Genomic DNA, 14021 nt, shown 5'->3' with positions numbered 1-14021 from the left:
TTACACACGTTCTTTTAATTGTTAATTGCGTGTGAAGTAAATCTGTATCATGTCAATGGCTGTCCTACATGTTGTACTGAGGAAATAGAGAATCCCTGTTAGTGGTATCATTTTTTATGCTAACTTTGCGTCTCAAACAGAAATAATAAGAGTATAAATGAAACGATTAGGTTTTAGTTTATTGCTTTCGTTGGCCGTATTCGGAAGTGTGGCCGCGCAAACCGGAAGCAAGCATGTTGACTTAAAAGAAATAACCGATGGGAAATTTCGTCAAGTGACGGCTATCGGAGAGATGCGATCCCTGCCGGATGGAGAACACTACACAGCCATGAGCGCCGATAAGAGTATGATCATTAAATATTCCTATCGTACGGGAAATCCTTTGGATACCTTGTTTAATGCCCGTAAAGCGCGCGAATGTACCTTTACGGATTTTGATGGATATACAATCAGCAGTACCGGGCATCATATCTTGGTTTGGAGAGATACGGAGTCTATTTACCGTCGTTCTACCAAGGCTGTAGTTTATGATTATGACGTGCGCCGCAATTACGTGAAGCCTATTTCCGATGCCAAGGGTAAGCAAATGATCCCGACATTCTCGCCGGATGGTCGTATGTGCGCTTACGTGCGGGATAATAATATTTGGATACGTAAGTTTGATTTTGATACCGAGGTACAAGTTACCAAGGACGGTGAGTTGAATAAGATTTTGAATGGCATCACGGATTGGGTGTATGAGGAAGAATTTGCGGTGACAAATCTAATGGCGTGGTCTCCGGATAGCGAGTATCTGGCCTTTGTCCGTTTTGATGAGTCCGAGGTGCCCGAATATTCTATGCAGATGTATGGTGAGGGACTTTATCCGGGGTATTACGAATATAAATATCCGAAGGCCGGGCAGAAGAATTCAAAGGTCTCCGTACATTCTTATAGCATAGTCACCAAAGACACGAAAGAGATGAAGGTCCCGGTAGAAGGCGACTTCTATATTCCCCGCATTTCTTTCACGCAGAATCCGGATCAGTTGGCTATCATGACATTGAACCGCCAGCAGAATGTATTCAATATGTATTATGCAAATCCGAAGAGCGGTGTGTTCCGTTTGATCTTGCGTGAGGAAAATAAATGCTACGTGGATTCTGATTGGTTGACTTCCATCCAGTTCTTGAACAATGGGTTTACCTATGTGAGCGAACAAGATGGTTATTCCCATATTTATTTGTATTCTCCGACAGGTGTTATGCAACGTCAGGTAACCCAAGGGAACTGGGATGTCACGAAGTTCATAGGCGTAGATGAGAATACGAAGACTTTCTATTATGAATCTGCCGAGGAAAGCCCGATCTGCCGTTCTATCTATAAGATTGACGCGAAAGGCGTGAAGACAAAACTCTCTACGGAAGAGGGTATGAACAAGGCGGTCTTTAGTGACAATTTCGCTTATTTCGTAAATACTTATTCCAATGCGAATACCCCGGCGAAGATTACGGTGAATGAGACGAAGACCAAAAAGGAATTACGTGTCCTAGTCGATAATGCCACATTGAAAAGCAAGCTGAAGGAATACGCTTTCGCCAAAAAGGAATTTATGAAGGTGCATACGGCTTCAGACTATGAGTTCAACGCTTGGATCGTAAAACCCGCTGATTTTGACCCATCGAAGAAATATCCGGTGATGATGACGCAATATAGCGGTCCTAACTCCCAGCAAGTATTGGACCAATACGGTTTTGATTGGGAGCAATATCTGGCGGCTAACGGTGTTATCGTGGTATGCGTGGATGGCCGCGGTACGGGCGCTCGTGGTGAGGCATTCCGTAAATGTACTTATTTGAGAATGGGCGAGCTGGAATCTAGAGACCAAGTGGAGGCTGCGCAAGCGTTAGGCAAGTTGCCTTATATCGATAAGGATCGCATCGCGATCTGGGGCTGGAGTTTCGGAGGGTATAACACGTTGATGGCTTTGAGTACCGGAAACGGAACGTTTAAGGTGGGTATCGCAGTAGCTCCTCCGACGGACTGGAAATATTACGACTCCGTTTATACGGAGCGTTTCATGCGTACCCCTCAAGAGAATTTCGAGGGCTATGCGGCTACCTCTCCGTTACGCCGGGTGAAAGACTTACAAGGCAAGTTATTGTTGGTTCATGGAACCGCCGATGATAATGTTCATTTTATGCAAACAATGGAATATGCTGAGGCTTTGGTTCAAGCGGGTAAGCAGTTCGATATGCATGTTTATAAAGATCGGAATCATAGTATATACGGTGGTAATACCCGTTATCATTTGTATACGAAGATGGCCAATTACTTATTCAATAATTTGTAAAACATGGCACAGCATGTAAGAAAGCCGGATTGGTTGAAGATCCGGCTTGGTGGAAATGAGCAATTTACGAAGACAAAAAGTATTGTTGAATCTCATTGCCTTCACACAATATGCACAAGTGGTAAATGCCCGAATATGGGTGAATGTTGGAGCCGGGGAACAGCTACATTCATGATCGGTGGAGAGATCTGTACCCGTTCTTGTCGTTTTTGTAATACGCTAACGGGTAAACCTCTTCCGTTAGACCCGAAAGAGCCAGCAAATGTAGCGGAGAGCATCCGTTTAATGAATCTCAAGCATGCGGTGATTACGTCTGTTGATCGTGATGACTTACCAGACTTGGGTGCTTCTCATTGGGTAAATACGATCCGTACGATCAAAGAAGTGAATCCTCAAACGACCGTGGAAGTTTTAATCCCGGATTTTCAAGGACGTTTGGATCTGGTTGATCAGGTGGTGGATGCGGTGCCTGAGATTATCTCCCATAATATGGAGACTGTACGCCGTATTAGTCCGCAAGTGCGTAGCGCCGCTAAGTATGACGTAAGCTTATCCGTTTTGCGACGAATCGCTGAGCGGGGTGTGGTAGCCAAGACTGGTATCATGGTCGGGTTGGGTGAGACTGAGGATGAGGTGCTTGAATTAATGGATGACGTTTTGCGAGCGGGTGTTTCCGTTTTAACAATCGGGCAGTATTTACAGCCCTCTCGCAAGAATATTCCCGTCTCTGAGTATGTGACTCCTGAACGCTTTGAATATTATAGACAACAGGCCGTTAACAAAGGTTTTAAGAAAGTAGAGAGCGCTCCGCTGGTGCGCTCGTCGTACCATGCGGAAAAGCATATATGATTCATGAACTTTTGACAATCTTTGTTGTTATTAATATAAAAGTGGACTAAGGGGGGGAAGGAATGAACAGAGTAAAGAAAGGTATAGATAATCAGGCAATAGGTTTATTGCCGTTGTTGTTGTTCATGTTTTTGGACAACTATTTTTCTTATTTATTATCTTTTATAATTGGGGTTACTTTCTGTTTTGTTTGTATTTTTTTGTTTCAAGTGTTGAGCAAGGATAAGGTGTATCAATTTATGCTTCTGCCATCGGCGGGCACATTGGTCTTATATTCCGTATTTCTTTGTCTCAAGCTTGAACCAGTGTTGTTTATATACTCTCCTCTTATCTCGGAAGTATTATTGGTTGTGGCGTTAGCGATCGTAGGGTTCACGAGGAGAACGGTCATACGACGTATACGCGATTCGAAACATCCCTCTTTTAAACGTACTTTGCTTCGTACTACCTTAAACGAATTCTATTTCCTCGCTCAGTTGGTACAGAACTTGTATACGTTGCATCTTTTCATCATCTTGCTATATAGTATCTTGCCGGAAACGATGCAGAATATGCGTACCGAACGTTTCTTATATCGGGAGTTGGGATTGGTGATCGGTGTTTTGGTTATTGTTTATGAGCAAATACGTTTGTCCTTGATGCGAGGTAGTTTGAAAAAGGAAATGTGGGTTCCCGTATTGAACGACAAAGGAAAGGTGATCGGTTGTATCGCCCGTTCGGTGAGTCGCTCTTTACCGAAGAAATATTATCATCCAATCGTGCGTATTGCCGTTGTTTATAATGGTATGTTATATCTGGTGAGACGAAGTAAGGATGAGTTTGTCTCTCCAGATACGATGGATTATCCGTTCCATAATTACGTGCTCTTCCGACATAGCATAGATAGTACGGTCAAAAATACTATCGGGAGTTTGGCGCAAGATAAATCAATTGCTCCACGCTTTCTGATCCGTTATACATTTGAGAACGAGAAGGTGAAACATTTGGTATCTCTCTATGTTATTTGCTTACGCACGGAAGAGCAGTTGAATCAATGTAAGCGCCGTAGCGGAAAGCTTTGGACAGCGAAACAAATCGAGGAGAACTTGAATTCCGGGGTGTTTAGCGAATATTTTGAGAATGAGTTCGCTTATTTGCAAAATACGATTCTTTTCGCCGAGAGTTTCTGCTGCGGTAACTAATCATCTTATAATGCCCGGTTTCCTAGTTCTATGACTTCTAAATCTTTGATATCTTTTCCCTCTATAATGAAACGTAATAAGGTACGTACTTGATGAAAGCCACTTTTACCAGCCGCTCCGGGATTCATATGCAGACAATTCAAACTTCGATCGAATGCTACTTTTAGGATATGCGAATGTCCCGAGATGAACAGATTCGGTCGTGTATCGTATAATTCTTTGCGGATCTCAGGATTGTAGCGGCCCGGATAACCTCCGACATGAGTCATCATAACGTTCATGTCTTCTACCTTGAAATGCGCTACTTTAGGATATTGCAGGCGAATGACTTGTCCATCGATATTTCCGTATACGGCCCTGAAAGGTTTCAATGCCTCGAATTTAGCGACCAAAAGATCGGAACCTATATCGCCCGCATGCCAGATTTCATCGCAATCTTTAAAATATTCAGCGTACTTGTCATCCCAGTACGCATGGGTGTCTGAAAGCAATCCAACTTTAATCATAACAATTTCTTTTATTGCTCGAAAGTATCTATATTTACACGCCTAAGATAAGAATATTATGGAGAATTCATATCAATATTTTAAACGAGACTTAAGTTGGTTGTCGTTTAACTACCGTGTCTTGCTGGAAGCGGAAGATGATACGCTACCTATTTATGAGCGTATTAAGTTCCTTTCTATCTATTCCTCGAATCTGGAAGAATTTTATGAGATCCGGGTTGCGGAGCATCGGGGGGTAATCATGAAAAAGAATTATTCGGAGGAGAGCGCCGCAGAGGCGGAAGAGACCTTGGCGGCTATCACCCGGGAGGTGAACCGCCAGCAACGGGACTATTACCGTATTTTCTCGGAGAAGATATTGCCGGAATTGAATCGCCAGAATGTTTACTTATACCAGAATGAGAAGTCGGAACCTTTCCATGAAGAGTTTGTCCATAATTTCTTTAATGAGGAGGTTTTCCCATTCCTGTCGCCGGTCATGATTCAAGCCGGTGATATACGTACGTTCATCCGGGATCGTCGGCTTTACCTTGTAATCCGTATGATTAAGCGGAGCAAGCGGATGAATGAGCCGGGCTTCGTACCCGAGTATCATTATGCGTTGATGAAGATTCCTTATGCGAAAGTTCCCCGTTTTATTGAGTTGCCTCCTCATGACGGGAAATATTATATCATGTTTATCGACGACATTATCCGTGCGAATTTGCAGAATGTTTTTCCCGGTTATATTATTGATGGCTGTTATAGCATCAAGATTTCCCGGGATGCGGATATTTATTTGGATGATGAGAGCCGGGCGAATATCGTGGAGAATATCCGTAAGAAGGTGAAGAAGCGCAAGATCGGAGCCTTAAGCCGTTTTATGTATGATCAAGCGATGCCGGATGATTTTCTGGCTTTTGTTTGCGATGCCTTTGGTATTACGTCGGAGGACTTGGTGCTGGGTGGACGATATAATAATTTGCAGGATTTGATGAAATTACCGAATCCGGCGGGCAAGTATTTGGAGCAACAACCGCCTGTGCCTATGCGTGTGCCTTTTCTCGATGAGATGGGGTCGGTATTCAAGGCTGTGAAGAAGCGGGATATCTTATTGCATTTCCCTTATGAGTCGTTCGATTATTTGATCCGCTTCTTGATGGAGGCGGCCTTTGATCCGAAGGTGGATGAGATCAAGATTACCCAGTACCGGGTGGCTGAGAATTCGGCTGTGATTAATACGCTGGTCAGTGCTGCCCAAAATGGTAAGAAAGTGACGGTATTCGTGGAATTGAAAGCCCGTTTTGACGAGGAGAATAATATGAGTACGGCGGAGCGTATGGAGCAGGCCGGTATTCGTATCATTTATAGTATTCCGGGTTTGAAAGTGCATGCGAAGGTTGCGGTCATTCTTCGGAAGGATACGTCCGAGGGATTTAAACGGCGTGATTTTGCTTATTTAAGTACTGGTAATTTCAATGAGAAGACAGCTAAGATCTATTCGGATATGGCACTGTTGACTTCGAACACTGAGATTATTGCGGATATCAATAAGGTATTCGCTGTTTTGGAAGGGCGTATGAAAGAACCTACTTTCTGCCATTTGTTGGTAGCCCGTTTCAATATGGTCTCGGAATTGGTTCGTAGGATTCGGCGGGAGATCGAGCATGTGCAGGAAGGCCGAAAAGGACGGATCATATTAAAGATGAACGGACTGCATGACCAACATATGATCGAGGAACTCTATCATGCCAGTGAGGCGGGGGTAGAGATCGATCTGATTGTCCGAGGAATTTGTTGTCTGGTACCGGATCAACCTTACAGCGCAAACATCCGGGTGACTCGTATCGTAGATATGTTTTTGGAGCATTCCCGGGTTTGGTGTTTTTATAATGATGGGCAGGAAGATCTGTTCTTGACCTCAGCGGACTGGATGCGTCGGAACTTGAACCGGCGCATTGAGACAGCTTTCCCGATCTTGGATCCGGATATCAAGCGAGAAATCATCGATATCTTGAATATCCAGCTAAGCGATAACGTGAAGGCTTGTCGTCTGGATGCCAGGTTACGTAATAATTTCAAGTGTGATGACAATCCGGTAAAAGTGCGTTCGCAATTGGCTATCTATGATTATCTGAAAAATAAATCCATACGGTAACCGGGATGGGGGAGTTCTGGAGATTTGTCGATTGGGGGGCTGGTTGTTTAGCCTTGATCGTGGCGGTGGTATTTAGCTTTTTGTTGGGAGTACGTACGGGACGTATCCGGGAGAGAAATGAATCTGCCCGTTCTCGCATTCGGCAGAATAAAGCGAATATGTATCGCTATAAACAACAATTAGCCTCCTATCAAGAGCAAGTCGTACGTTTGGAGCGGGAACGGGATTCTCTGGCCATTCGCTCGGAGGCTTATGACCGGATCGAGACGGAACTGACGGCCTATCTCCAGAAGATGGAGTGGTTGGAGAGAGAGATCCTTGTTCTTTCCGGCGATAATAACTTATTGGACAATGCTACCAGAAAAGTAGATGTGGATGTACCTAAGCTTTTATGTGCCCTTAAAGATGATCCTCTCCATGTGAATCCAAGTAAAGAGGAATGGGCTGAGATTATTGGTATGACCGATCTTCTGTTTAATAACTTCTTAACCGATCTGAGAAATAAATACAGTATTACCCGCCATGAGCAGGAAATATGTTGCTTGATCAAATGGAATTTCTCCCGAAAGGAGCAACTATCCGTGTTTAATAATACTCCGGATGCGTTAACCAAATCGAAAGGCCGTTTAAAAAAACGTCTAGGCTTGGATGAAAAGACGGATTTGGATGCCTATGTCCGTTTATTATAAAGCTTAAAGTTATTTTGTTTGTCGTGATTGTCCGGCAATATTATTCGTTTATCTCCCATCGTATGGTTTATGTGTGTGATTATTAGTTGTTTGATGTGCGCTTGCTTTGTCCGGTGCCATTTCTTCCCTCTTTACGATCCTTCCTGTACTTTTGCGGTGTGTGATTTAATTGTTAAGAACGAATAATTAGGAATGCTATGAGAACACAAATTGTACTACTATGGATTAGCCTTAGCCTAATGGTGGGGCTTTCCGCTTGTGATTGGGTTTCGTCCTCTCCGGTAACCTCGCTACGGCGGGCTACCGGATGGCCTTTCGAGGTAGTGGTTGTAATGGATCGAGACGCATGGAATGGTGAGGTGGGGGAGTTGCTGCAAGAACAATTGCGAGCGCCGATTCCTGCTTTGCCTCAAGCGGAAGCGTCTATGCGTGTCACCTATTCGGAGCCTTCGGGCTTTTCCGGTTTATTACGATACGTACGAAATATCTTGATCGTATCCGTAGATCCGAACCGGTATACGAAAGCCGGAACTAAAGAGAGTCCCGACGAATGGGCCAGCGGGCAAAATGTAGTGACTTTGTATGCTCCGACTACCGCTGCTTTGACGGAGTTCCTTTTATTGAATGAGGGACGGTTGGTCAATCACTTCAATCGAGTGGAAAGGGAGCGTTGGATCACCGGACTTTCCAAGAGCCATAGCGGTTGGATCAATGAGAAATTGAAGTCCCGATTCGGTATCTCGTTATTTGTACCGGAAGATATGTCGACTTATAAAGAGACAACGGATTTCTTTTGGGGATCGAATAATGCCAATAAGGGACGGACTGATATTTTAGTCTATAGCTTCCCTTATACGACCCAAGAAGCATTTACCGAAGATTATCTGGTCGCTATGCGCGATTCTGTAGTGAGGCGGAACGTACCGGGCTCTTTCCCGAATTCTTATATGAAGACTGAGAGGCGCTTCGAGCTTTTTTACGAGCCGATCACCTATCGTGGCGAATACTGCGGCGTATTGCGTGGTCTTTGGCGTATGGAAGGAGATAAGATGGGCGGCCCGTTCGTCAGCCATGCCCTGCTCGACAAGAAAAAAGGGCGGGTTATCGTAGCGGAAAGCTTTGTCTATGCCCCGGAATCAAAAAAGGCGAACTTGATCCGCCGGCTGGAGGCCGCCTTGTTTACGTTGCGATTCGTGGACTAGGATTGATTCTCTCACGTATATAGGCGTAACCTCATGCGTATATACGTGTGGCTTTATGCCTATATAGTGGTCTTATCGTCATAAAAATAGTTTGATTTCCTCCGGAATATATCCTGTCCGTATGCGCCACTCTTGCGGATACAGGTTATTGGCCCGGTTGCCAAGGTTCTTTACGAAACCTAGTGGAAGCCCTTGGTAGCGTACCAATACATATCCTTTATCTATGCCGCTGGGTAAAACGAGTGCCTCTTTCTTCAAGAATTTAATAGCGTCTTCCCATTCCAGTTCCACGGATGGAAAGGCGTTGGGGGTTAAGGCAGTATTTAAAGCCAGCTCTTGAGCCGGGATAAAGTCTTTCCCTTTCGCTTCTCCTAGGCAAATACCGGCAGAGAGTACCCGTAAAGGCTTGGCATTGATGAGTGAAAATAGATCCGAATGGGCTTTGGGATACGCTCGAAGGAAACTGTCGTTCCATTCGAGAGAAAATGAAGTTTCATCCGAAAGGAACAGACGGACTTCCTGTGGGATAGACGGAGCGGCTTTTCCCCGCTCTTTTTTCCCTTTGGACTTGATACGGATCTCCTCAATCTCGCCTTCCGCTTTCCGGAGGGCGGCGAGGAAAAAGCCTTCGCCTCGTGTCTTATGTGGGAAGAAGCGGTAAACCGGATGTTCAAACCGGAGGGCGCCGGTGATCTGCCATTCCTCTTGGGTAGGGATAGGCAATGCCTCGGCTCCCAGCTCCTCTATTATATAATGTATGTTCTCCTCATCCTCCTCCGTATTATAGGTACAAGTGCTGTAGATCAAGATACCCCCAGGCTTCAAGGCGTTCCAGATATCATGGATGATACGCCGTTGGCGAGAGGCGCAAAGTCTTACGTTATCTATGCTCCATTCGCCTGTGCTATCCGTATCTTTCCGGAACATGCCTTCACCGGAACAAGGTACGTCGGTGACGATCACATCGAACAGATGAGGCAATGCCTCGCCGATCTCCTCCGGGTCATTATTGATAACGATCGTGTCCGGGCGGCCCCATTTAGCGATATTCTCGGCCAATACATAACTCCGGCTGCGGATCACCTCGTTACTGACTAACAGACTACCTTTCGGCAATAAGCTCGCCAGATGCGTGGACTTGCCACCCGGGGCGGCGCATAAATCCAAGCAACGTACCGGCTCTTTCACATATGCCTTGATCGCTTGTTCCAGAAACATGGAAGACGCTTCCTGCACGTAATAGGCCCCCGCATGGAATAGAGGATCGAAGGTGAAAGACAACCGTTCCGGCAAATAAAAACCGCTCTCGCACCAAGCGACCGGAGCACCTGCTTTGGGAGCGGGAGTCCCTTTCATCGGGTTGATACGGATACTTACGGGAACATCAGCACTTAACGCTGCCTCTAAACGATCGAACTCCTCGCCAAGTAAAGCCCGTGTACGGGTAATAAAATCAATAGGAAGTGCCATGATTATTCTGTTAGTTTGCGGCAAAAGTACTACTTTCGCGGAAAACAAACAGTATGCGAGCATCTCTTTTCCTTATACCAGTTACCTTGGGCGATACGGAACATCGCCGTGTTTTACCAGAGTACAACCGTGACGTGATCTTATCTATCCGGCATTTTATCGTGGAAAACGTGCGTACGGCACGCCGTTTCTTGAAAAAGGTGGAGCCGGGGATCGTGATCGATGACTTGACATTTTATGAGCTGAATAAACATACCTCACCAGAACAAGTAGCTGGTTATCTGGCTCCTTTGGCGAAAGGCGAGAGCGTAGGCGTGATCTCGGAGGCGGGTTGTCCGGCGATCGCTGATCCGGGGGCTGACGTAGTGGCTATCGCCCAATGGAAGGATTATCCGGTGGTACCGTTGGTAGGGCCTTCGTCTATCTTGATGTCGGTGATGGGATCGGGCTTTAACGGACAGAGTTTCGCTTTTCACGGTTATCTGCCGATTGATGCTTCCGAGCGAACGAACACGATCAAGAAATTGGAGGGAAGGATCTATTCCGAGCATCAGACGCAATTGTTTATCGAGACTCCTTACCGGAATAATAAACTGGCCGAGGAGTTGATCCGTACGTGCCGTCCGTCTACGAAACTGTGTATCGCCTCGAATATAACCTGTGAGGATGAGTATATCCACACTCGCCCGGTCAAGGAATGGGCGGGTAAAGTTCCCGATCTGAGTAAGAAACCTACTATTTTCCTAATCTATAAATAAGAGGATTGATATGAGTTATCAAGCGCACGAGACAGCGGTAATCGATGCCGGTTGTGAGATCGGGGAAGGAACCCATATCTGGCATTTTTCCCATATCATGACGGGATGCGTGATTGGCAGGGCGTGTAATATCGGCCAGAATGTAGTCGTATCGCCGGGTGTGATCCTTGGGAATAACGTGAAGGTGCAGAACAATGTGTCTATTTATACGGGGGTGATTTGCGAGGATGATGTGTTCTTGGGGCCTAGTTGCGTGTTTACAAATGTAATCAACCCGCGTAGCGCTATCTCTCGGAAAGACCAGTATAAGGAGACGGTGATTGGCAAGGGAGCCTCGATTGGAGCTAATGCTACGATTATCTGTGGGCATACGGTCGGGCGGTATGCCATGATCGGTGCCGGGGCGGTGGTAACGAAGGATGTTCCGGATTATGCGCTGGTCGTAGGGAATCCATCGCGGCAGATCGGTTGGGTAAGCGCATATGGCCATCGTCTTGTATTCGACCCTGAAGGATTCGCCACCTGTCCGGAAAGCGGCCAACGTTATAAATTAGAAGGAAATACATTAATTTCTATACAAACATGAAAACATCTATTTTTAAACAAGGATTCGTTGCGGTCGTAATGGCTTGCTGTATGCAAGTCTCTGCCGTGGAGAATCCTGTAGACTACGTGAATACGTTAGTCGGTACCCAATCCAAGTACGAATTATCTACCGGAAATACCTATCCGGCTACCGCCCTACCTTGGGGTATGAACTTCTGGACCCCGCAAACCGGCGAGATGGGGAATGGCTGGACCTATCGTTACGATGCGGATAAGATCCGAGGATTCAAGCAAACCCATCAACCGAGCCCGTGGATGAACGATTACGGACAGTTCTCCATTATGCCTACTACCGAAGGCTTGGTCTTCGATGAGGAGAAACGGGCTAGCTGGTTCTCTCACAAAGGGGAAGTGGCTACACCTTATTATTATAAGGTCTATCTAGCCGATCATGACGTGACTACCGAGTTGGTTCCGACGGAACGTGCGGCTAAGTTCCGCTTTACATTCCCGGAAACCAAGAAAGCATATATCGTGATCGACGCTTTCGATAAAGGCTCTTATGTAAAGGTATTGCCTGCGGAACGTAAGATCATCGGTTATTCCACGAAGAACACGGGCGGTGTTCCCCGTAACTTCAAGAATTATTTCGTGATCCAGTTCGATAAGCCATTCACGTTCTCCTCTACGGTCAAGAACGGGGCGATCCAGTTGGATGAATCGGAGGTGAAGACAAACCATGCCGGCGCTATCATCGGTTTTGAGACAAAGGCCGGCGAGGTGGTGCATGCCAACGTGGCATCTTCTTTCATCAGCACCGAGCAGGCCGAGTTAAACTTGCGTGAGGTGGGAGATACTGGTTTCGATCAGCTAGTGACCAAAGGTAAGGAAATCTGGAACCGGGAATTAGGTAAGATCGAGGTGGAAGATACGAACATCGATAACTTACGTACGTTCTATTCTTGCTTGTATCGTTCCTTGCTGTTCCCCCGTAGCTTCTATGAGATCGATGCCAAAGGGCAAGTCATGCATTATAGCCCTTATAACGGTGAGGTCTTGCCGGGCTATATGTTTACCGACACCGGTTTTTGGGATACGTTCCGTTGTCTTTTCCCCTTCTTGAACCTGATGTATCCGGAGATGAACCAAAAGATGCAGGAAGGTTTGGTGAACGCTTATAAAGAGAGCGGCTTCCTTCCGGAATGGGCAAGTCCGGGCCACCGGGATTGCATGGTCGGCAATAACTCCGCTTCCGTGGTAGCCGACGCTTATATCAAAGGCTTGAGAGGATACGATATCGAGACGCTTTGGGAAGCCTTGAAGCATGACGCGAATAACCAACTGCCGAGAACGGCTTCCGGTCGTGTCGCTTACGAGGAGTATAATAAACTGGGTTATGTACCGAATAATATCGGTATCGGACAAAACGTGGCTCGTACCTTGGAATATGCTTATAATGACTGGACGATTTATACCTTGGGTAAAAAACTAGGCAAGCCGGCAAGCGAGATCGATATCTTCAAGCAACGGGCTAACAACTATAAGAATGTGTACGACCCAAAATATAAGTTGATGGTCGGACGCTCTGATAAGGGCGAGTTCAACCCTTCTTTTAAAGGTACGGACTGGAGCCGTGATTTCTGTGAGGGAAACAGCTGGCATTGGAGTTTCTGTGTCTTCCACGACCCGCAAGGTCTGATCGATTTGATGGGAGGAAAGACGGAATTCAACCACATGATGGATTCCGTCTTCAAGATGCCCAGTCGTTTGGGTATGGATAGCCGCAGTATGATCCATGAGATGCGTGAGATGCAAGTAATGAATATGGGACAATACGCCCACGGAAATCAACCCATCCAGCATATGGTATATCTATACAACTATTCCGGCGAGCCGTGGAAAACCCAATACTGGGTGCGTGAGATTATGTACAAGCTTTATACCGCTGAGGCGGATGGCTATTGCGGTGATGAGGATAACGGACAGACTTCCGCATGGTATGTATTCTCTGCCTTAGGCTTTTATACCGTATGCCCGGGCACGGATCAATATGTGCTGGGAACTCCTTTGTTCAAATCCGTAAAACTCCATCTGGATAACGGAAAGCAGGTGTTGATCCAAGCGGACAAGACCGATCGGGAGAACCGTTATATCAAAGGCATGAAAGTAAACGGTAAGACCTACACCCACAATTTCTTGACACACGAGCAGTTGCTAGGTGGTGCAAAAATCCAATACCAAATGAGCGATACCCCTAATAAACAGCGAGGTACGCAGGATGGCGATCGCCCCTATTCATTCTCTTTGGAATAAGAAAACCTTGATGCCCATTGTAAGCATGTTACAATAGG

11 protein-coding genes are annotated in these 14021 nt (G+C 46.0%); 9 read left to right on the top strand and 2 right to left on the bottom strand.

Annotation, left to right across the window (positions count from 1 at the left end):
• The first annotated feature begins 157 nt into the window (after positions 1–157).
• The 3 genes from E5342_RS14830 (at position 158) to E5342_RS14820 (ending at position 4362) form a co-directional block, all read left to right on the top strand.
• The gene (locus E5342_RS14830; protein ID WP_135959664.1) at positions 158–2332 is read left to right on the top strand and encodes a S9 family peptidase; all 2175 of its coding nucleotides are present in this window, start codon (positions 158–160) and stop codon (positions 2330–2332) included.
• A 3-nt stretch (positions 2333–2335) separates the two neighbouring features.
• On the top strand, positions 2336–3181 hold the full coding sequence (gene lipA / locus E5342_RS14825) for a lipoyl synthase (RefSeq protein ID WP_121736774.1): 846 nt from the start codon (positions 2336–2338) through the stop codon (positions 3179–3181).
• 62 nt (positions 3182–3243) lie between these two features.
• Entirely contained in the window at positions 3244–4362 is a 1119-nt protein-coding gene (locus tag E5342_RS14820) for a hypothetical protein (RefSeq protein WP_121736773.1), read from the top strand.
• A gap of 5 nt (positions 4363–4367) precedes the next feature.
• Here the strand turns inward: E5342_RS14820 and E5342_RS14815 are convergent, their stop codons facing one another.
• On the bottom strand, positions 4368–4868 hold the full coding sequence (locus tag E5342_RS14815) for a metallophosphoesterase family protein (protein WP_121736772.1): 501 nt from the start codon (positions 4866–4868) through the stop codon (positions 4368–4370).
• A 58-nt stretch (positions 4869–4926) separates the two neighbouring features.
• On the opposite strand from E5342_RS14815, the gene E5342_RS14810 reads away from it, so the two are divergent.
• The 3 genes from E5342_RS14810 (at position 4927) to E5342_RS14800 (ending at position 8896) form a co-directional block, all read left to right on the top strand.
• Positions 4927–7005 (top strand): RNA degradosome polyphosphate kinase, encoded by a 2079-nt coding sequence (locus tag E5342_RS14810; protein ID WP_121736771.1) that lies wholly within the window; start codon positions 4927–4929, stop codon positions 7003–7005.
• A 5-nt stretch (positions 7006–7010) separates the two neighbouring features.
• Entirely contained in the window at positions 7011–7694 is a 684-nt protein-coding gene (locus E5342_RS14805; RefSeq protein ID WP_135959663.1) for a hypothetical protein, read from the top strand.
• Between the two features lie 197 nt (positions 7695–7891).
• On the top strand, positions 7892–8896 hold the full coding sequence (locus tag E5342_RS14800) for a DUF4837 family protein (RefSeq protein ID WP_121736769.1): 1005 nt from the start codon (positions 7892–7894) through the stop codon (positions 8894–8896).
• 78 nt (positions 8897–8974) lie between these two features.
• Here the strand turns inward: E5342_RS14800 and E5342_RS14795 are convergent, their stop codons facing one another.
• The gene (locus E5342_RS14795; RefSeq protein ID WP_121736768.1) at positions 8975–10366 is read right to left on the bottom strand and encodes a methyltransferase RsmF C-terminal domain-like protein; all 1392 of its coding nucleotides are present in this window, start codon (positions 10364–10366) and stop codon (positions 8975–8977) included.
• A 53-nt stretch (positions 10367–10419) separates the two neighbouring features.
• On the opposite strand from E5342_RS14795, the gene E5342_RS14790 reads away from it, so the two are divergent.
• The 3 genes from E5342_RS14790 to E5342_RS14780 are packed head-to-tail and all read left to right on the top strand — an operon-like array spanning position 10420 to position 13983.
• Positions 10420–11124 (top strand): SAM-dependent methyltransferase, encoded by a 705-nt coding sequence (locus tag E5342_RS14790; RefSeq protein WP_135959662.1) that lies wholly within the window; start codon positions 10420–10422, stop codon positions 11122–11124.
• Between the two features lie 10 nt (positions 11125–11134).
• The gene (locus tag E5342_RS14785) at positions 11135–11710 is read left to right on the top strand and encodes an acyltransferase (RefSeq protein WP_121736767.1); all 576 of its coding nucleotides are present in this window, start codon (positions 11135–11137) and stop codon (positions 11708–11710) included.
• Positions 11707–13983, top strand: coding sequence for a GH92 family glycosyl hydrolase (locus tag E5342_RS14780; protein WP_135959661.1), 2277 nt, complete (start codon positions 11707–11709; stop codon positions 13981–13983). The genes E5342_RS14785 and E5342_RS14780 overlap by 4 nt, the downstream gene beginning before the upstream one ends.
• Positions 13984–14021 lie beyond the last annotated feature (38 nt).

The organism is Parabacteroides distasonis (genome assembly GCF_004793765.1).
Taxonomy (GTDB): domain Bacteria; phylum Bacteroidota; class Bacteroidia; order Bacteroidales; family Tannerellaceae; genus Parabacteroides; species Parabacteroides distasonis_A.
The sequence above is the reverse complement of the archived record's forward strand: the minus strand, read 5'-3'. Positions and strand labels throughout refer to the sequence as shown.

Coding starts and splice junctions, on each gene's coding strand:
- E5342_RS14830 (WP_135959664.1), top strand. CDS start 158: ATGAAACGATTAGGTTTTAGTTTATTGCTTTCGTTGGCCGTATTCGGA.
- lipA (WP_121736774.1), top strand. CDS start 2,336: ATGGCACAGCATGTAAGAAAGCCGGATTGGTTGAAGATCCGGCTTGGT.
- E5342_RS14820 (WP_121736773.1), top strand. CDS start 3,244: ATGAACAGAGTAAAGAAAGGTATAGATAATCAGGCAATAGGTTTATTG.
- E5342_RS14815 (WP_121736772.1), bottom strand. CDS start 4,868: ATGATTAAAGTTGGATTGCTTTCAGACACCCATGCGTACTGGGATGAC.
- E5342_RS14810 (WP_121736771.1), top strand. CDS start 4,927: ATGGAGAATTCATATCAATATTTTAAACGAGACTTAAGTTGGTTGTCG.
- E5342_RS14805 (WP_135959663.1), top strand. CDS start 7,011: ATGGGGGAGTTCTGGAGATTTGTCGATTGGGGGGCTGGTTGTTTAGCC.
- E5342_RS14800 (WP_121736769.1), top strand. CDS start 7,892: ATGAGAACACAAATTGTACTACTATGGATTAGCCTTAGCCTAATGGTG.
- E5342_RS14795 (WP_121736768.1), bottom strand. CDS start 10,366: ATGGCACTTCCTATTGATTTTATTACCCGTACACGGGCTTTACTTGGC.
- E5342_RS14790 (WP_135959662.1), top strand. CDS start 10,420: ATGCGAGCATCTCTTTTCCTTATACCAGTTACCTTGGGCGATACGGAA.
- E5342_RS14785 (WP_121736767.1), top strand. CDS start 11,135: ATGAGTTATCAAGCGCACGAGACAGCGGTAATCGATGCCGGTTGTGAG.
- E5342_RS14780 (WP_135959661.1), top strand. CDS start 11,707: ATGAAAACATCTATTTTTAAACAAGGATTCGTTGCGGTCGTAATGGCT.